The sequence below is a fragment of the Rhodococcus sp. AG1013 genome, assembly GCF_003350365.1.
Taxonomy (GTDB): Bacteria; Actinomycetota; Actinomycetes; order Mycobacteriales; family Mycobacteriaceae; genus Prescottella.
The window spans coordinates 173,203-191,064 of record NZ_QQAT01000002.1 but is presented as its reverse complement, the minus strand read 5'-3'; the positions used below and the strand labels follow the sequence as shown (position 1 = coordinate 191,064).

Here is a 17,862-nt window from a genome sequence, read left to right as displayed (position 1 = left end):
CTCACAGTTGTGCCCGGACGGCGGCGTGCAGCTCGCGGAGACCGGATCGTTCGGTGGTCACCTCGAGCACCCGGACGCCCTCCCCCGGGGTCGTCAGCGTGGCCGTCAGGTCCGGCAGTTCCACCCGGCGGTGCGGGACGCGGTAGGCGGCGCACAGCGCGGCCAGGTCCATGCCGTGCGGGGTGCCGAAGACCCGCTCGAACACGCCCGCGTACTGCGGGTCGCCCTGCTCGAGCAGCTCGAAGATGCCGCCGCCGTCGTCGTTGGCGACCACGATGGTCAGGTCGGCGGGCCGCGGCTCGCCGGTGCCGATCAGCAGGCCCGACGCGTCGTGCAGGAACGTCAGGTCGCCGAGCAGCGCGACCGTCCGGCCCTCGCTCTCGTACGCGAGTGCCGCGCCGACGGCCGTCGAGACGGTGCCGTCGATGCCGGCGACACCGCGGTTGGACAGCACCTTCACGCCCGGTCGCGGGTAGCTGACGAGCGCGGCGTCGCGCACGGGGTTCGACGCCCCGAGCAGCAACTGGTCGCCGTCGGACAGCGCATCCATCACCGCGGCCGCGACGTGCAGGCCGGTGGCCTTCGGGTGCGCCGCGAGCTGCGAGCGCACCGCCTTGTCGGCGTGCTCCGACAGCGTCCGGCAACGCGCGATCCACGCCGGGTCGGGCTCACCGGACACGACGGCCCGGGTGCCGGTGGCAAGGACGTTGCCGGAGACGTCGGGCCAGCGCGGGCCGGTCGTGAGTGCGTACACCGCGACGGACGGGTCGGCGAGCAGCTTCGACACCGGACGGTGCAGCGTGGGCCGGCCCGTGATGATCGCCTGGCGCGGCTTGAGCTGCGGCAGCGCGAGCGGGTGCAGCGGGATGCCGTGCAGCGGCGCGGTGGGCTCGGCAACGGTCGGCAGGTGCGCGAGTTCGGGCCGATACGCGGAGCCGTGCCCGGAGATCACGACCGTGTCCGGGGTGATGTCGAGGTCCATCGGGACGTCGAGAGTGGCGTGCATTGTGGTGGTCCACGCGGCGCCGTCCGGGCGTCCCTCGGGGACCGGGCCCTGCGTGTGGACGTCGGGTACGAGGGGCTCGCGCAGCGGGATGTCGAAGTGCACGGGGCCGGCGTTGCCGGAGCGGGTGCCGCGGGCGGCGGCGAGGACGCGGCAGACCGCGCTGCGCCACTGGCTGTTCTGGTCCTCACCCTCCTCGGCGAGGCCGAGGCTGATGGTCGCGCGGACCTGGCTGCCGAACAACCCCAGCTGCTCGACGGTCTGGTTGGCGCCGGTGCCGAGCATCTCGTAGGGCCTGTTGGCGCTGAGCACGACCAACGGGACACGCGCGTAGTTGGCCTCGAGCACGGCGGGCGCGAGGTTCGCGACCGCGGTGCCGGACGTCATGACGATCGGCACGGGCCGCCCGCCCGCGACCGCGAGACCCACCGCGAGGAACCCGGCGGTGCGCTCGTCGATCCGCATGTGCAGCCGGAGTCGCCCGGCGGCGTCGGCGGCCTGCAGCGCGAAGGCGAGCGGCGCGTTACGCGAACCCGGGCAGAGCACGACCTCACGTACCCCGCCGCGAACCAGTTCGTCGACGACGGCGGTGGCTTGTGCAGTGGACGGATTCACGCCTTCAAGATTGGCAGATGCGACGGCCGTCGTCCCGCGCGGCACCCCGACGCTCGTCCTGCCAGGATGGATTGATGGTGCGTACAGTCTTCGATCCCGCTCGAGTCGATCCGGGCCGCTTCTACAGCGTCCTCACCGCGTCGGTGGTCCCTCGACCCATCGCCTGGGTCTCGACGTTGTCGGCCGACGGGGTTCCGAATCTGGCGCCGTACAGCTTCTTCACGGTGTCGAGTTCGAGTCCGCCGGTTGTCCAGTTCACGTCGGTCACCCGCAAGGACAGCCTCCGCAACGTCGAGGAGACCGGCGAGTTCGTGATCAATCTGGCCACGGAGTCGCTCGTCGACGAGGTGAACGCCAGCTCGGCGCCCTACCGGCCGGGCACCGACGAGTTCGCGACCCTCGGCATCGCGAGCGAGCCGAGCGAGCGGGTGCGCCCGCGCCGTGTGGCCGCCGCGCCCGTCGCGATCGAGTGCACGCTGCGCCGGGTGATCGAGGTGGGCAACTCGTTCGTCGTGATGGGCGACGTCCTCGCGGTCGCGGTGCGCCCGGAGATGCTGGCCGACGACGGCCTGCCGGAGTTCGCGAAGATCGCCCCGCTGAGCCGGCTCGGCCGCGACGAGTGGGGCATGACGCCGCCGGTGCGGCGGATCGAGCGGCCCGGTCGGCCTGACTGACACAAGAGGACGAGTCTCACATTAGGGTTGGCTAAACTATTGTCGATCCGCGGGACGGGATGTCATGGCCACACGCTCCAAGTACGTCAAACCCGAACAGCGCGCCGTCATCTCGGCGCACGTGCTGGGCACGAAGCAGATCAGCCCGTCGTTCGTCCGCGTGACGATCGGCGGCGACGACCTCCGCGGCTTCGTCCCGATGGGCTTCGACCAGTGGTTCCGCATGTTCATCCCGGAAGCCGGGCAGACGAGCATCCGGCTGCCGGGTTCCAGTGGCAGCCTGTGGTTCGCGCAGTTCAAGCTGATCCCCAAGGACGTACGTCCGGTGCTGCGCAATTACACGGTCCGCGAGTTCCGTGCCACCGGCGGGGTTTTCGCGGGCGGCCCCGAACTCGACATCGACTTCGCCTCGCACGGCGACCTCGGTCCCGCGTCGGCCTGGGCCAACTCGTGCGCGCCCGGCGATCGGATCGGCCTGCTCGACGAGGGCCTGATCTACAACCCCACTCCGGATGCCCGCTGGCAGCTGCTGGTGGGCGACGAGTCCGCGCTGCCGGCGATCGTCGGGATCCTGCGTTCGGTGGACCCGGGCGTGCGGGTTCGCGCGTACGTCGAGATCCCGCACGCCGGTGACATTCCGGACAAGCAGGACGTTCCCGTGCGCGACGGCCTGGACGTGCACTGGCTGGTGCGCGAGGACGCCTCGGCGCGGCCGGGTGAGCTGGCGCTCGCGACACTGCGCTCGGCCCACCTGTCGGACCTGCCCGAGGGGCCGTTCTACGCGTTCGTCGCCGGCGAGAGCGAACTCGCGACCGGCGTGCGCCGACACCTCGTCAACGACCGGCACGTGCCCAAGAGCGACATCGCCTTCACCGGGTACTGGCGCCACGGCCACGCCGCGTACTGACACCGCCGAAGCGACAGTGGGCCCGCCCGGTATGCACCGGACGGGCCCACTGTCTCGGCCGACTAGGCCGCGTGCTTCTGCACCAGATCACCCAGGCGCGGCAGCGCCTCGATCACGTGCTTCTTCGCCGACGGACGCAGGGTCGAGTAGACCTTCTTGATCGCGCCCTTGTCGGTGCCTTCGATGCGCTCGTCCGTGACACCCAGCAGGGCGTCGGCGGCGGCATCGCTGCGCGCGGTCAGGAACGCCGAGAAGCTGCCCTCACCACTCGCGACGAACTCCTGCCAGAACGGCTCGAGCCGCGCGACGAACGCCGGGAGCAAACCCTCGATGGCGTCGGGCACGATCGACGGACCGACCTTCTTGACCGCCGAGTATCCGCCCTTGAGCGCCAGGCCGGACGCACCCTTCTTGTCCGAAACCTCTGCGTCGACGAGCGCCTGGACGTCCGCGAGTACCGCGGGCAACCGGGCATCGTCCAGCAGGGTTTCGTTCAGAGCTGCAACCACTTTCAAAGCCTCCGTATCGACTGGTCCATTTCTGGCGGGCACGACACTATACGAGGCGGGTATCTGCACCGGTGAGGAGCAGTTCGTGGCACCGCCGCAGCCGGTCGCGCCACCAGTCGGCGCGCGGGTCCGGCGCGGCCAATTCGGCGAGCCGGTCGGGGTCCGGGAACACCGGGCTCGCGTCGAGTGTGCCGTCCGACATCTCGCGCGGTTCGGCCGTGACGTCGGCGTCGAACAGTCCCCCGGTCCCGAGGCCGCACGCGTGCTGTAGCCCGGGCAGCGCGGCCGCCGCGGCCAGGCCGGCGTTCATTCCGACGGCGGTGTCCAGCGCACTCGAGACCACCACCGGCACACCGTGACCTGCGAGTTCGTCGGCCAGTGCGAGCAGTCGCCGCATCCCGCCGAGCGGCGGCACCTTGACCACCGCGACGTCGGCGCCGCCGGCCCGCACCACCTTGAGCGGGTCCTCGGCGCGGCGGATGCTCTCGTCGGCGGCGATCGGGACACCCGGCAGGCGACGGCGCACCTCCACCAGTTCCGGCACGGTGGCGCACGGCTGTTCGGCGTACTCGAGGGGGCCGTCCGCGGTCAGCGCGGTCAGCGCGGCGACGGCGTCGTCGACGTTCCAGCCGCCGTTTGCGTCGACGCGCACATTCGGGATCAGCTCGCGCACCGCGTCGACCCGCGCGACGTCCTGCGCGAGGGTCTGCCCCTTCTCCGCGACCTTGACCTTCGCGGTCCGCGCGCCGGGGAAGCGGGCGAGGATCTCGGGGACCCGCGCCGGATCGATCGCCGGGACGGTCGCGTTGATCGGTACCCGCCGGCGCACCGGCGTCGGCGGCCCCGCCCACGCGGCCTCGATACCGGCGCGCAGCCAGTGCGCTGCCTCCGCGTCGTCGTACTCGGGGAACGGCGCGAACTCGCCCCACCCGGCGGGCCCCTCGAGCAGCAGCGCCTCACGAGTGGTGATGCCGCGGAAGCGAACCCGCATCGGCAGGCTCACCACGCGGGCCCCGACCAGGACGTCGTCGAGGGACGGGAAGATCACGGCTGGCCCGGCAGCAGCTGAATCATCAGGGCCTCGCAGTCGGCCAGGACATTGCCGTCCAGGTCGCGCAGATCGACGGTGCAGAACAGCTTGCGGCCCTCGACCCGGTCGACGCGGCCCTCGACCACCAGCTCGGTCTCGATGGGGGTGACCTTGCGGTAGTTGACGTGCAGATAGCCGGTGCGCGCGATCGGGTGTCCGGACGCGTGCACGATCATGCCGAGCATGTCGTCGAACAGCAGCGCGATCGTGCCGCCGTGCGCGGCGTTGTTGCCGCCGCGGTGGTACATCCGGAAGACGCCGCGGGCGCGGACCCCGTCGGTGTCGACCTTGTCGAACAGCCACGGCAGGAGCAGCAGGCTGCCACGGCCGGGCAGCTGCGAGTTGAAGCCCGCCGGCGACTTGCCCTCGGGAACCCGGTACTGCTCGAGCATGTCGCTCAGGGCGTCGGCGCGGGCGATGGCCTCCTCGACCACGTCGTCGGGGATGTGTGTCGACACCGCGAGGTCCTGCAGCCGCCGCAGCGATTCGACGAACCTCCCGAAGTTCGGCCCCGCCGGGACGGGCGTGAACACCGGGAACCCGCCGTGGTGCTCGTGGACGTCGGCGTCGGGCCGGTCGTCGGACCGCAGTTGCTCGCTCATCCCTGCACGGTATCGCCGGGGTGGAGTCGTTCCGGTGCGAGGTGTGCCCCGACACACCGGAGCCCGGGGCCTATCCTCGCTTCCGTGACCTTCAATCCGCAGCTCTGGCGTCCCGTCCCCGGTTTCGAGGATCTCACCGACATCACGTACCACCGTCATGTCAGCGAGGGCATCGTCCGCATCGCGTTCGATCGCCCCGAGGTCCGAAATGCCTTCCGCCCGCACACCGTCGACGAGCTGTACCGCACGCTCGACCACGCGCGCATGACCTCCGACGTCGGCTGCGTGCTGCTCACCGGCAACGGCCCCAGCGAGAAGGACGGCGGCTGGGCGTTCTGCTCGGGCGGCGACCAGCGCATCCGCGGCCGCAGCGGCTACCAGTACGCCTCCGGTGAGACTGCCGAGACCGTCGACAAGGCGCGCGCCGGACGCCTGCACATCCTCGAGGTGCAGCGCCTGATCCGATTCATGCCGAAGGTCGTGATCGCGCTCGTCAACGGCTGGGCCGCCGGCGGCGGGCACAGCCTGCACGTCACGTGCGACCTGACGCTGGCGTCGCGTGAGCACGCCCGCTTCAAGCAGACCGACGCCGACGTGGGCAGCTTCGACGGCGGCTACGGCAGCGCCTACCTCGCGAAGATGGTGGGCCAGAAGTTCGCCCGCGAGATCTTCTTCCTCGGCGACACCTACACGGCCGAGGAGATGCACCGGATGGGCGCGGTCAACCGGGTCGTCGATCACGACGAGCTCGAGAACGTCGCGATCGAGTGGGGCACCAAGATCAACGGCAAGTCGCCGCAGGCCCAGCGCATGCTCAAGTACGCGTTCAACCTGCAGGACGACGGCCTGGTCGGCCAGCAGTTGTTCGCCGGCGAGGCCACCCGGATGGCGTACATGACCGACGAGGCCGTCGAGGGCCGCGACTCGTTCCTCGAGAAGCGCGACCCGGACTGGTCGCCCTACCCCTGGTACTTCTGAGCCACTTCCGGCTGCCGCGGAGGTTTTCGTCGTGCCGCGTCCCCGATCGGGGGCGCGGCACGCCCGTTTCCGGAGCGGCGCGGGGGTTGGGCCGGGCCGTGATCGGGTGTGCAATGGACAGGTGAGCACCGAGGTCTCGTTCACGGTTGACGGTGTGCGCCTGTCGGGTGCGCTGACCGATCCGGTCGGCGCGCTGCCAGTGGTCGTGTTCGCGCACGGCAGCGGCAGCGGGCGGTTCAGCCCACGCAATCGGTTCGTCGCCGAACTGCTGCAGGACGTGGGCCTGGGCACGCTGCTGTTCGACCTGCTCGCCCCGCACGAGGAGGGCGACCGTCGGCTCGTGTTCGACATCCCGCTGCTGTCGTGCCGGCTCATCGAGGTGACCGCGCGGGTGCAGGAGCGGGCGGCGGCGGTCGCGTACTTCGGCGCGAGCACCGGCGCCGCCGCGGCCCTGCACGCCGCCGCCGAACCACACGCCGACATCTGCGCGATCGTCTCCCGCGGCGGCCGCCCGGACCTGGCCGGATCACGCCTGTCGATGGTCCGGGCGCCGACGTTGCTGCTCGTCGGCTCGCTCGACACCGCGGTGATCGAGCTGAACCGGCAGGCCGCCGCCCTGCTCGAGTGCGAACACGAGCTGGAGATCGTGCCCGGCGCGACGCATCTGTTCGAGGAGCCCGGCACGCTGGACGTGGTCGCCGAGCGGGCCCGCGAGTGGTTCGTCGCGCACGGGCCCCGATCGTGAAGGATCACGGGAAGTGGCGCGGCAGCAGGCAGACTGGACCCATGTCCGTCGACCGCGAGCAACCCGCGCCTGAACATCGCCGCCCGGACGGCGTCACGGACGCCACCGTCGAGGCGGTCGGCAAGCTGTCCGAGGCGCTCGAGACCGTCGAGCAGGCCCGCGGCCACCTGTATGCGTTCCACCAGTTGCTGGGCCGGGCGGATCGGCAGCTCGGGGACGCGGTGGAGCAGTTGATCGCGTCGGGCCACCCCGCGTGCGCCGAACGCCTGCAGACGTCGATGCTGGGACGCAACGTCCTCGAGGGGCGGTGGACGTTCCAGATCGTCGAGGAGTTCGACGACGGCTACTGGTCCGAGTTCCGCGATCACGAGAAGGCGGTGCGCGACGTGCTGCTCGGCGGTCGCCGGCACCTGCACGAGGCCGAGATGAAGGAAGCGCGGCGTACGCACGGCCGCCCGGGGCACGAGGCCCGTCCGGCCCCGGACGAGTGACTCGGGAAGAATTGCCCGGCAACAGCATCAGGAGGACATGAGCGTGGAAATTCTCAGCAGCCGGATCATTCTGCGACCCCACGACTACGAGGTGACCCTCGCGTTCTACCGCGACACGCTGGGCCTGGCGATCGCGCGCGAATACCCCGGCGGCACAGTGTTCTTCGTCGGACAGGGGCTGGTCGAGGTGACCTCGCACGGCGGCACCGAGCTGGACACGCGGTTCTCGGGCGCGCTGTGGATGCAGGTGCGAGACCTGGCCGTCGCCCAGGACGACCTGGTCCGGGCGGAGGTGCCGATCGTGCGGGAGGCCCGACAGGAGCCGTGGGGCCTGCACGAGATGTGGATCGCCGACCCCGACGGTGTGCCCATCGTGCTGGTGCAGATCCCTGCAGACCATCCGATCCGCCGCGACCTGCGCTGAACACGCCCGTGCGCCTACTTCGGAACGGCGCACGGGCGCGGAGCGCCTACTTCGACAGTGCAGCGGCGATCTGGTCGGCCTGCGCCTGACCCTCGTGCAGCTGACGCAGCAGCCACAGGCGCAGCACCTTGGCGATCGCACCGGCCAGGTACAGGGCGGCACCGATCACCGTCACCGCGAGGAACGCGGTCGCGAGGATCTGGTACGACGCGATGTCGCGCAGGTCGTTCTGGGTCAGCGACGAGACGTACACGACGAAGGCCGCCACGGCACCGACGACCATGAGCACCAGACCGGACACGCGCGCCACGCTGTCGCCGCGCGACTGGCCGGTCTTGAGCTCGAGGTCGGCGACGTCGGTCTTGAACTGGGCACGACGCTCATCTGCGAGAGTGGTCATCGTCATCCTCCTAGGTAACTGTTGGAAAGGTCGTTCTCGATTTCGTCGGGCGCCCCGACTCGGACCACTCGTCCGTGGAGCATGAGCGCCGCGCGATCGGCGATCGGCAGCACGGCGCGGGCGAACTGTTCGGCAACCAGGATCGTCAGACCCTCCTCGACCAACTGGCCGACGATGTCGTACATCTGCGAGACGATCCGCGGCGCCAGACCCATCGACAGCTCGTCGAGCAGCAGCAGGGTCGGGTCGGTACCCAGGGCCCGGGACAGCGCCAGCATCTGCTGTTCACCGCCGGACATGGAGCCGGCCAACTGGTTCTTGCGTTTCCCGAGGATCGGGAACCGGGTGTAGGCGATCTCCTCGAGCTTGGCGAGGTCGGTGCCCGTGCCGGTCGCGATCCACAGGTTTTCGCGGACGGTGAGGTTGGCGAAGATGCCGCGCCCCTCGGGGATCGAGCAGACACCGAGCTTCGCCAGGTCCGACGCCTCGGCGCCGTTGACGACCCGGCCCGCCATCCGCAGCTCGCCGTGGGTGATCGGCAGGATGCCCGAGCAGATCTTCAGGGTGCTGGTCTTGCCGCCGCCGTTCGGCCCGAGGAGGGCCATGACGGTGCCCGGGGCGAGCGTCAGGTCCACCCCGTGCAGCACCTCGATGGGGCCGTAACTCGCACGGACACCGACCAATTCGAGCAGCGGGGTGGGTCCGTCCTGCGGCCCGTCCAGCGTCTCCGTCACGTTCGTGGCCCCAGTCGACATCACAGCCATCACACTGCCTCCTCTGCCGTGCCGATGTAGGCGGCGATCACCGCCGGGTCGTCGCGCACCTGCGCCGCGCTGCCCGACGCCAGGACGGCGCCGTAGTCGAGCACGTGAATCTGCTTGCACAGCTTCATCACCAGTGGGATGTCGTGCTCGACGAGGCAGATCGCCAGACCGTCCGCCGCCAGGGACTGCAGCAGGTCCGCGAAGTCCTCGGTCTCCTGCTCGGTCTGGCCCGACGCGGGCTCGTCGAGCAGCAGCAGCCGCGGCGATGTCATCAGTGCCCGGGCGGCCTCGACGACGCGAGCCCGTCCGGTCGGGATGTCCGAGACGTCCTTGTCGGCGACATCGGTGAGTTTGGTCAGCTCGAGGATCCGGTCCGTCTCGGCGTCCACGTCGATCTTGCTGCGCGTGTTGGACTTGTGGATGTCGCCGGCGACCCGGATGTTGTCCCGCACCGACAGCGACAGGAACAGCTCCAGCCGCTGGAAGGTGCGGGCCAGTCCCTTGTTCGCCCGCTTGGCGGGCGAGAGCCGGGTGACGTCCTGGCCGTCGAGCAGGATCTTGCCCGATGCCGGCTTCTGCAGGCCGGTGATCGTGTTGAACAGCGTCGTCTTACCGGCGCCGTTCGGTCCGATCAGTCCGGTGATGGATCCGCGTTCGACCGTGATGCTGACGTCGTTGACCGCGACGTGGCCACCGAATCGGACAGTGATGCCCCGGGTTTCGAGGATCGGGGTGTCAGGCATGGACGCTCAACTCCTTCGGCTTCGAGGCGAAGTGCTCCGTGGCCGCAGCGGTGTGGGCCGTGACCGTGGCGGGCAGTCCGAGCTCGCGGTCGAGCTGCGTCAGGCCCTCTTCCGTGTAGGGCGCGTCGATGCCGATCTCCTCGGGCGCGATGCCCTTGGCGGCGTCGGCGGCCTCCTTGCCGAGGACCGCTTCCGGCATGACCATCTTTCCGATGACCGGGAGCATGAACACCGTGACGATCGTGATCGTCGCGAACCACCAGTTGCCCAGCACGCCGGTGAGCGCGAGGACGTACGACAGTGCGACGACGGCCGCGCCGCCGATCAGCACCGGCTTGGCGTTGCGCAGGTGGCGGTAGCCCTCGATCACGTCGTGCACCGTGCCCGACGGGTTCTTGCCGACGCCCATACCGATCAGCGCGGGGCTGACGGCCGCGAGGTGACCCAGGAAGGTCCACAGTCCCTCGATCTCGGGCTGGCTGGAGGCCAGGTTGCCGAACGAGACCATGATGACCGCGAATCCGATGCCGGCCATGATGCCGCCGAAGAACGCGCCGGTGACGTAGCCGATGCCGGCGACGACCGTGAGCATCAGGATCGTGAGGCTGATCATGATCGAGAAGTTCTCGTTCGAGACCGCACCGATCGCGGTCGACATCAGGATGCCGCCGAGTCCGGCGATGCCGGCAGAGAGCATGAACACGCTGAGCTTGAGCTTGACGAGGTTCTGTCCGAGCATCGCCGAGGCGGCCGGGCTGTCCTTCATCGCGGCGAGCCGGCGGCCGTAGCCGCTGTTGCGCAGTGCGATGACGCCGACAGCGAGGATCACGAACAGGGCGGTGGCGGTCATGAGGAACGCCGTCTGGTTGCTCAGGTCCAGCGGGCCGATCTTGATCGGAGGCATCACGAGGGAGCCGCCGGGGAAGATCGAGAACTTGACGCCGAACAGTTCGTGCTCGGTGGTGTCGCGCAGCACCATGTTGCTGAGGAACACGCCGAATGCCATCGTCGCCAGCGCGAGGTACAGGCCGCGCAGGCGCAGCGCCGGCAGTGCGACGAGGCCGCCGATGACCGCGGCCGCGAGGGTCCCGAAGATCAGCCCCCAGATGGTCATGCGGGCCGCGAGGCCGGTTCCGGAGACACCGAAGTGGAACGCGACGATGGTCGCGATCGCACCGAAGGACACCGACGCCAGGTTCATCTCGCCGGCGTATCCGGTGAGCAGGGTCAACGAGAGCGCGATGATCGCGAACGAGACACCCAGGGTCAGGGTGGTGATCGCGGACTCGACCATGAGCAGACGGATCAGGTAGACGATCACGATCAGGGCGACGCCCCACGCGACGGCCTTGCGCACGCTCGGGACCGAGTACCGCTCACGGGTACGGACCGCGGCGCCGCGCAGCCGATCCTGCGGCAGCACGATCAGGACGACGAACAGCGCGATCATCGGCAGCGACACGCGCAGGTTCGAGGTCCACGTCCACTCGGACGGGAAGTAGCCGAGCACGTAGGTGCCGGCCAGACCCAGCACGATGGCGCCGACGAACGTGCGCGGGATGCTGCGCAGGCGCCCGAACATCGCGGCGGCGAACGCGTCGATCACGAGCAGCGTCAACAGGTTGGCCTCGAGCGTGCCACCACTGATCGGGGTGACCAGGATGCCGGCGAGGACGGCCAGCGTGGAACCGAGTGCCCACGAGAACGCGGCGATGCGCTCGGGGTTGTGCCCGTTGAGGCGGAGCAGATCAGGGTCGTCCACGACGCCGCGCATCGAGACGCCGATGCGGGTGCGGGTGAACAGGAAGCGCAGGCCGACGGCGATGAGGACCGCGGCGACCAGGCAGATGATCTCGTGGGTGTGGATCGTCGCGCCGAAGAACGAGAACCGGCTGTCGTCACCGAAGAACATCTTCATGGTGCGCGCTTCTTCGGGGTGCCAGAACCAGGTCGACAGCGACAGCATGCCGAGCATGATCGACACCGTGACGACGATCTTGGTGACCTCGGAGGTGTCCCGCAGGCCGCGCATGATCAGCGCGTACAGCAGCAGCCCCATGAGCGGTCCGGCGATGCCGAGCGTGATGATCAACGCCACGGGTGTCGGCAGACCCCAACCGTAGCGGAGCTGCCAGTAGAGAAAGGCGCCGAGCATCGCCTGCGCGCCGTGCGCGAAGTTGAAGATGCCGGACGAGTTGTAGGTGAGCACCAGCCCTGAGGCTGCGATTGCGTACACCGAGCCCAGGACGAGACCCAGGATCGTGAATGTCACGAATGTGTCCATCTGGAAACCCTCTGAGTTCTCCAGTCAGGATGGAGGCGGCGCCCCGGGGCGGTGGCCCGGGGCGCCGCATTCATCGGTGGATCGTTGGGTGGATCGAGGGAGCCGGACGGCGGGACCTGTGGGTCCTACGCCGCGCGGCGGGCGATCATGCCTTGGGCGTGATCACGTTCGGGTTCAGGTACTTGGTCGAGATGCGATCGGCACCCAGCTCGGTGCCCCACGTCGACTTGTCGGTCTTGACCAGGTAGTTCGGGTCGCACTTGAACTCGCCGGCATCGGCGGGGAACGCCTGCGAGTAGTCCGCGCCCTTCAGCGAGACCATCAGGCCGCACTGCGCCGGGATGTTCGCACCCGGGTCGCTGACGGCGTGCAGTCCGCCACCGTCCCACTCGTGGATCTGCGAGAGCTCGTCGATCATGCACTGACGCGTCAGGTCCGAACCGCATTCGTCGGCGGCGGTGGCCCACAGCAGGAACGAGGACGTGGCCTGCATGCCCAGGAGCGCGGTCTTGCCACCCTTGGCCGTGACGAGGTCCTTGTACTGCTTGACGGCGGCGTTGTCGTCGTTCTCCAGCATCTGGAAGGTCATGCCGGCATTGAGGTTGTCGAGCAGACCGCTGTCCTTGTTGAAGCCCTGGACGGCGTTGGCGTACCACGTGGCCTCACCGAGCAGGATCGGGTCGAGGCCGACCTGATCGATCGCCTTGATGAGGTTGAACTCGGCCGGAACCGGCGAACGCGAGGTCCACAGGCCCTTGGCACCGCACTGCTTGAACTTCTCGGCGAACGGCACGTAGCTGGCTTCACCGTCGTAGTTGATGGTGACGCCACAGTCCTTGAGCTTGAAGCCGGCGGCCTCGGCCATGGACTTGGTCTTGGTGAGCGACGTGATGATGGTCGGCATCGTGGAGCCGATCAGCGCGAAGTCGTTCTTGAGGTCGGGGTGCATCTCCCCCATCTGGAACCACGCCGACGCGTTCGCGATGTCGACGGGGAACGGCACGCCCTGGTAGGTCATGGGGCCGTTGGCCGCGTCCGGGGAGACCGTGAAGCCGGGGACAGCCGCCAGATTGCAGGCCACGCGGGTCTGCTCGGAGGTCTGGTCCATCGCGAAGCCGTGGCCGACCATCATGAACTCGGAGCGGCACGCGTCCTGCATGACGGCGTTGGCCTGCGTCATCGCGGCGTCGTAGTCGGTGCCGACGATCTTGCGGCCGTTGATGCCGCCCTGATCGTTGCACCACTCGATCATCGCGGAGACGGCGTCGGACATCTCCTTGTTGAGGCCCGGAGCCTTGGCGTAGCCGCGGTCGTCACCGAAGCCGATCTTGATCTCGGTGTCGCTGACGCCCTGATCGGTAGCGCCCTTGGCGTCGCCCTCACCGCACGGGGAGGCGAGCGTGCCGAACTTGTCGACCGACGCGGATGCCGACTTGGTGTCGCCCGAGCCGCTGCTCGGGACGCCCGAGTCGCCGGAGCGCTCGCCGGCACAGGCCGAGACCAGTGCCGCGGTTGCGGCGAGTGCCACAACCAGCTTGGCTGTCTTGTTTCGCTTCACGATCTGTGAATCTCCTTCTCGAGTGCCCGGAACCGGGCCGGGGACGAACGGGCGTGCTCGGTGGTGCGGTCACGCCCTACAGGGCTGCCGCTCCGAGCACGTGGATCGACAAGTAAAGGTCAAGTAATCGATTTCGTTTCTTTAGGTAAAGACACGAGGTCGAGTGATGTCCCAGACCGCTTTTCTCATCGCGCCACCCACTCCTTCGCCCCGCTACCCGAGGCTTCATGAGCCCCGATGCGGAGGACCGTAATGAGGATCACACCCACGCCGAGGGCCCATCCCGGTGAGTGAGACTTCGTAGTGAGGCGGGCCACAGGCAGCCGAAAAACGTGAGTGTCCACACACCACCGGAACCGTCGTGCGAGGTGATGGGACGATGCAACCGGGATCACGGCTTGTTCACCGGATGCTCGCTGTACTTTTACGCTTTCGATACGCACAATTCGCTTGTGACCGCAGAGCTCGTCGTTCTCTTGGTAGTGGTCGTCACTGCCCTCGCATTCGATTTCACGAACGGCTTCCACGACACCGGGAACGCGATGGCCACCTCCATCGCCACCGGCGCACTCCGACCGAAGGTCGCAGTGGCACTCTCTGCAACCCTCAATCTGGTAGGCGCCTTCCTGTCCGTGGAGGTCGCCGCGACCGTCGCCAAGGGCGTGGTCAATCTCGGGACCGTCAGCGGTGAGGACCTGCTGCTGATCGTGTTCGCCGGCCTCGTGGGCGGCATCCTCTGGAATCTCGCGACCTGGCTGTTCGGCATGCCGTCCAGCTCGTCGCACGCCCTGTTCGGCGGCCTCATCGGCGCGGCCATCGCCTCGATCGGCATGAGCGGCGTCGAGTGGGGCGGTGTGCTCGGCAAGGTCATCATCCCCGCCCTGCTGGCTCCCGTGGTCGCCGCGCTGGTCGCCGCGGTCGGCACCAAGCTGATCTACCGCATCACCCGGGACGTCCCGGACGACAACAAGAGCAAGGGCTTCCGCATCGGCCAGGTCGGCACGGCATCCCTCGTCTCACTCGCGCACGGCACGAACGACGCCCAGAAGACGATGGGCGTCATCTTCCTGGCCCTGGTCGCCCACGGCTCCATCACTGCAGACAGCGAGATGCCCTTCTGGGTCAAGCTCAGCTGCGCGGTGGCGATCGCCCTCGGCACCTACCTCGGCGGCTGGCGCATCATCCGAACCCTCGGCAAGGGCCTCGTCGAGATCGCTGCCCCGCAGGGCATGGCGGCAGAGTCGTCGTCTGCCGCGATCATCCTGACCTCGAGCCACCTCGGTCTGCCGCTGTCGACCACCCACGTCGCGACCGGCTCGATCCTCGGTACGGGACTCGGCCGCAAGGGTGCCGAGGTGCGGTGGGGCGTCGCCGGCCGCATGGCGGTCGCCTGGCTGATCACGCTGCCGTCCGCCGGTATCGCCGGCGCGATCTGCTGGGCCCTCGCACACGTGATCGGCGGCCTGCCAGGCGTCATCGTCGTGTTCGCCCTGCTGGTCGCACTGTCGGCGTTCATGTACATCCGGTCGCGCCGCGAACCGATCGACCCCAGCAACGTCAACGCCGAGTGGGAGGGGGGCCTGGCCCCCACGAACGACGCGGACGCTGCTTCGGCCACGACCACAGCCACGGCCGCTGCCGTGACCGACCAGACCTCCGAGGTCGAGCCCACCACCCGCAAGATCTGAAAGGAGACGACCGATGGATCTACTCGTACAGACCGCCAACTCGCTGTGGCAGGTCGTCCTCGTCGGACTACTGCTCGGGGCAGGACTGCCCGCCATCTTCGCGCTGGGCCTCAAGTCACTGTCCATGGGCGCACAGCCGGGTCCCGATGGACAGGCGTCGACGCTCGGCAAGCTCGGAGCCGCCCTCTGCTTCGCCGTCGTGCTGATCGCGATCATTGCTGGGATACTGATGTTGATGCAGAACTTCCTGGCCAGCAGTTTCGGCATCCACGTCTTCTGAGTGAGGTAACGCACCGACCCGCGTCCCCACTCCTTCGTGAAAGTGATCGCATCCGTGACTGATGACTCGCACCGCTCGGCGACTGATGACTCGCACCGCTCGGCGACTGATGACTCGCACCGCTCGGCGACCGATGACTCGCCCCGCTCGGCGGAACACAAGAGCGCGCTTCGCTCGGTACTCGACTGGCTCCGCGCCGGCTATCCGGAGGGGATTCCCGCCAAGGACCATTTCGCGCTGCTCGCCGTCCTGGGACGCCGACTGACCGACGAGGAGATCGGGCAGATCGTCGAACTGTCGATCGAAACCGCCCACGAGCATCCCGACCGGCACGTCGACTACGACGCGCTGAAGAGCATCATCGCCGGCGTCATCCGCGAGCAGCCGACCGAAGAGGACATCGCCCGCGTCACCGAGCGCCTCGCCGCGGGTGGTTGGCCCGTCGTCTCCGACGAGCAGGAAGCGTCGAGAGAACACCAATACCGCTGACGGACCAAGTTCAGGAGCACCATTGAGCCTGCCTCCGTTCCTCTCCTCGATCATCGACTGGCTGCGCGCCGGCTACCCCAACGGCGTTCCCGAGCAGGACTATGTCCCGCTGTTCGCTCTCCTCACCCGCCGACTGTCGGAGGACGAGGTCGACATCGTGACCGCAGCCCTGGTCGACGACGGCGACCTGCCGATCTCCAAGACCGACATCCAGGTACTCATCACCAAGATCACCAACGAGATGCCGCTCGAATCCGACGTGGACCGCGTGCGGTCACACCTGTCGTCCGGGGGATGGCCGCTCGCCGGTCCACCGGCGACCTGACCCGTGTCCGACCGGGACGCTCCCCGTGAAACCATCGAGGAGTGAGCCCGGTCCTGCACACCCTTCCGATTCCCGCCGGTACCGCGGCGACGGCCCTCCTGCCCCGGCTCGAGCGACTCCTCGACGGCGACGGCCCACCCCTCCTACCGGTACCGGAGCAGGACCAGCAGGAGACGAGACGCCTGTGCGACGCCCTGCGTCCGGGTGAGGCGATCGACGATGTGCCCGGCGCCGACGACATCGCGCTCGTGATGGCGACCTCGGGCACCACCGGGGTCCCCAAGGGCGCCATGCTGACCTCGCGCGCGCTGCGGGCCAGCGGCGACGCGACACACCGCAGGCTCGGCGGGCCCGGGTCGTGGTTGCTGGCACTGCCGGCACACCACATCGCGGGCATGCAGGTGCTGCTGCGGAGCGTGCTGGCCGGCGCCGCGCCCGTCGTCGTCGACGTCACACGCGGATTCGATCCGGCGACCCTGCCGGCAGCCGTCGACGCGATGGCGGGGCCACGTCGCTACACCTCGCTGGTGCCCACCCAACTGGTCAAGGCCCTCGACGACGCCGCGGCGGCCGCCGCACTCGCCGAACTGGACGCCGTCCTCCTCGGTGGCGCCGCGACACCTCCGCCGCTCCTGCGCCGGGCCGTCGACGCCGGACTGACGATCGTGCGCACCTACGGGATGAGCGAGACGTGCGGCGGGTGCGTCTACGACGGCACACCCCTCGACGGTGTGCGGGTCCGCATCGCGGACGACTCCCGCGTCCTGCTCGGTGGAGACACGCTCGCATCGGGGTACCGCGGGATTCCGGATCACCCGGCCTTCAGCGAGCCCGGATGGTTCCGCACCGACGATGCCGGAACCGTCACCGACGGCGTCCTGACGATCCGCGGGCGGTTGGACGAGGCGATCTCCACCGGCGGTCTGACGGTGGTGCCGCAGGTGGTCGAAGCCGTCCTGATGGAGCACCCGGACGTTCGCGAATGCGCGGTGCTCGGTGTCCCCGACGAACGACTCGGCCAGCGGGTGGTGGCGGCGATCGTGCCGGAGGACGGGACCGCCCCCACCGTCGACGACCTGCGGGCCCATGTCGGCGCCTCGCTCGACGCGACCGCGGCACCGCGGGAGGTGAAATTCGTCCGCTCACTCCCGCTGCGGGGGCCGGGCAAGGTGGACCGCAAGGCCCTGCAGACAGCCTGGATTCGAACGAATAATTGATCCAGTTGATCAGTATCTGCCGGCCGAGACACGATTGTTACTCTTCGGCGCGGCGGGTTCGGCGCGACGGTTCTCC

At 68.9% G+C, this 17,862-nt stretch carries 20 protein-coding genes; 11 read left to right on the top strand and 9 right to left on the bottom strand.

The genetic code is table 11. The features are described 5' to 3' along the window. Position 1: 1 nt before the first annotated feature. Complete coding sequence (gene menD, locus DEU38_RS03560) at positions 2 to 1,618, bottom strand: 2-succinyl-5-enolpyruvyl-6-hydroxy-3-cyclohexene-1-carboxylic-acid synthase (protein WP_114718747.1); 1,617 nt, start codon at positions 1,616 to 1,618, stop codon at positions 2 to 4. Positions 1,619 to 1,695: 77 nt separating this feature from the next. On the opposite strand from menD, the gene DEU38_RS03555 reads away from it, so the two are divergent. Together DEU38_RS03555 and DEU38_RS03550 are read left to right on the top strand one after the other, a co-directional pair. After that, complete coding sequence (locus DEU38_RS03555) at positions 1,696 to 2,292, top strand: flavin reductase family protein (protein WP_114718978.1); 597 nt, start codon at positions 1,696 to 1,698, stop codon at positions 2,290 to 2,292. A 64-nt stretch (positions 2,293 to 2,356) separates the two neighbouring features. After that, positions 2,357 to 3,199, top strand: a complete 843-nt coding sequence (locus DEU38_RS03550) for a siderophore-interacting protein (RefSeq protein WP_114718746.1) — start codon at positions 2,357 to 2,359, stop codon at positions 3,197 to 3,199. A gap of 62 nt (positions 3,200 to 3,261) precedes the next feature. On the opposite strand, the gene DEU38_RS03545 is transcribed toward DEU38_RS03550, so the two are convergent. From DEU38_RS03545 to DEU38_RS03535, 3 genes are read right to left on the bottom strand one after another with little or no spacing between them, the layout of a single operon-like run. Then, positions 3,262 to 3,708: a DUF6918 family protein gene (locus DEU38_RS03545; RefSeq protein WP_114718745.1), complete on the bottom strand. Its 447-nt coding sequence runs from the start codon at positions 3,706 to 3,708 to the stop codon at positions 3,262 to 3,264. 46 nt (positions 3,709 to 3,754) lie between these two features. Beyond that, positions 3,755 to 4,753, bottom strand: a complete 999-nt coding sequence (locus tag DEU38_RS03540) for an o-succinylbenzoate synthase (RefSeq protein ID WP_114718977.1) — start codon at positions 4,751 to 4,753, stop codon at positions 3,755 to 3,757. Beyond that, positions 4,753 to 5,400 carry a PaaI family thioesterase gene (locus DEU38_RS03535; RefSeq protein ID WP_114718744.1) on the bottom strand — a complete coding sequence of 216 codons (648 nt, stop codon included), beginning with the start codon at positions 5,398 to 5,400 and terminating at the stop codon, positions 4,753 to 4,755. Before DEU38_RS03535 ends, DEU38_RS03540 begins: the two co-directional genes overlap by 1 nt. An 84-nt stretch (positions 5,401 to 5,484) precedes the next feature. Here DEU38_RS03535 and DEU38_RS03530 point away from each other — a divergent pair, with 84 nt between their 5' ends. From DEU38_RS03530 to DEU38_RS03515, 4 genes are all read left to right on the top strand, one after another. After that, positions 5,485 to 6,378 (top strand): 1,4-dihydroxy-2-naphthoyl-CoA synthase, encoded by an 894-nt coding sequence (locus tag DEU38_RS03530; protein ID WP_114718743.1) that lies wholly within the window; start codon positions 5,485 to 5,487, stop codon positions 6,376 to 6,378. 121 nt (positions 6,379 to 6,499) lie between these two features. Further along, positions 6,500 to 7,123, top strand: coding sequence for a dienelactone hydrolase family protein (locus DEU38_RS03525; RefSeq protein ID WP_114718742.1), 624 nt, complete (start codon positions 6,500 to 6,502; stop codon positions 7,121 to 7,123). A 41-nt stretch (positions 7,124 to 7,164) separates the two neighbouring features. Continuing rightward, positions 7,165 to 7,614, top strand: coding sequence for a hypothetical protein (locus DEU38_RS03520; RefSeq protein WP_114718976.1), 450 nt, complete (start codon positions 7,165 to 7,167; stop codon positions 7,612 to 7,614). Between the two features lie 43 nt (positions 7,615 to 7,657). Continuing rightward, positions 7,658 to 8,038: a VOC family protein gene (locus tag DEU38_RS03515; RefSeq protein ID WP_114718975.1), complete on the top strand. Its 381-nt coding sequence runs from the start codon at positions 7,658 to 7,660 to the stop codon at positions 8,036 to 8,038. Between the two features lie 46 nt (positions 8,039 to 8,084). Here the strand turns inward: DEU38_RS03515 and DEU38_RS03510 are convergent, their stop codons facing one another. From DEU38_RS03510 to DEU38_RS03490, 5 genes are all read right to left on the bottom strand, one after another. After that, positions 8,085 to 8,438, bottom strand: coding sequence for a hypothetical protein (locus DEU38_RS03510; protein ID WP_114718974.1), 354 nt, complete (start codon positions 8,436 to 8,438; stop codon positions 8,085 to 8,087). A 2-nt stretch (positions 8,439 to 8,440) separates the two neighbouring features. Continuing rightward, on the bottom strand, positions 8,441 to 9,193 hold the full coding sequence (locus tag DEU38_RS03505) for an ABC transporter ATP-binding protein (protein ID WP_114718973.1): 753 nt from the start codon (positions 9,191 to 9,193) through the stop codon (positions 8,441 to 8,443). Positions 9,194 to 9,201: 8 nt separating this feature from the next. Further along, complete coding sequence (locus tag DEU38_RS03500; protein WP_114718741.1) at positions 9,202 to 9,945, bottom strand: ABC transporter ATP-binding protein; 744 nt, start codon at positions 9,943 to 9,945, stop codon at positions 9,202 to 9,204. After that, complete coding sequence (locus DEU38_RS03495; RefSeq protein ID WP_114718740.1) at positions 9,938 to 12,229, bottom strand: ABC transporter permease; 2,292 nt, start codon at positions 12,227 to 12,229, stop codon at positions 9,938 to 9,940. The genes DEU38_RS03500 and DEU38_RS03495 overlap by 8 nt, the downstream gene beginning before the upstream one ends. Before the next feature lie 145 nt (positions 12,230 to 12,374). Continuing rightward, on the bottom strand, positions 12,375 to 13,787 hold the full coding sequence (locus DEU38_RS03490; RefSeq protein WP_114718739.1) for an ABC transporter substrate-binding protein: 1,413 nt from the start codon (positions 13,785 to 13,787) through the stop codon (positions 12,375 to 12,377). 452 nt (positions 13,788 to 14,239) lie between these two features. Here DEU38_RS03490 and DEU38_RS03485 point away from each other — a divergent pair, with 452 nt between their 5' ends. The 5 genes from DEU38_RS03485 to menE all read left to right on the top strand — a co-directional run bounded on the left by DEU38_RS03485 (position 14,240) and on the right by menE (position 17,786). Then, a complete protein-coding gene (locus DEU38_RS03485) occupies positions 14,240 to 15,475 on the top strand; it encodes an inorganic phosphate transporter (protein ID WP_254622623.1) in 1,236 nt (411 codons plus the stop codon). Positions 15,476 to 15,488: 13 nt separating this feature from the next. Next, on the top strand, positions 15,489 to 15,755 hold the full coding sequence (locus tag DEU38_RS03480) for a hypothetical protein (RefSeq protein WP_114718738.1): 267 nt from the start codon (positions 15,489 to 15,491) through the stop codon (positions 15,753 to 15,755). A 213-nt stretch (positions 15,756 to 15,968) separates the two neighbouring features. Beyond that, positions 15,969 to 16,244 carry a DUF3349 domain-containing protein gene (locus tag DEU38_RS03475; RefSeq protein ID WP_254623033.1) on the top strand — a complete coding sequence of 92 codons (276 nt, stop codon included), beginning with the start codon at positions 15,969 to 15,971 and terminating at the stop codon, positions 16,242 to 16,244. Positions 16,245 to 16,266: 22 nt separating this feature from the next. Next, on the top strand, positions 16,267 to 16,569 hold the full coding sequence (locus tag DEU38_RS03470; RefSeq protein WP_114718737.1) for a DUF3349 domain-containing protein: 303 nt from the start codon (positions 16,267 to 16,269) through the stop codon (positions 16,567 to 16,569). Between the two features lie 41 nt (positions 16,570 to 16,610). Continuing rightward, positions 16,611 to 17,786 carry an o-succinylbenzoate--CoA ligase gene (gene menE / locus DEU38_RS03465; RefSeq protein ID WP_114718736.1) on the top strand — a complete coding sequence of 392 codons (1,176 nt, stop codon included), beginning with the start codon at positions 16,611 to 16,613 and terminating at the stop codon, positions 17,784 to 17,786. Positions 17,787 to 17,862: the final 76 nt, after the last annotated feature.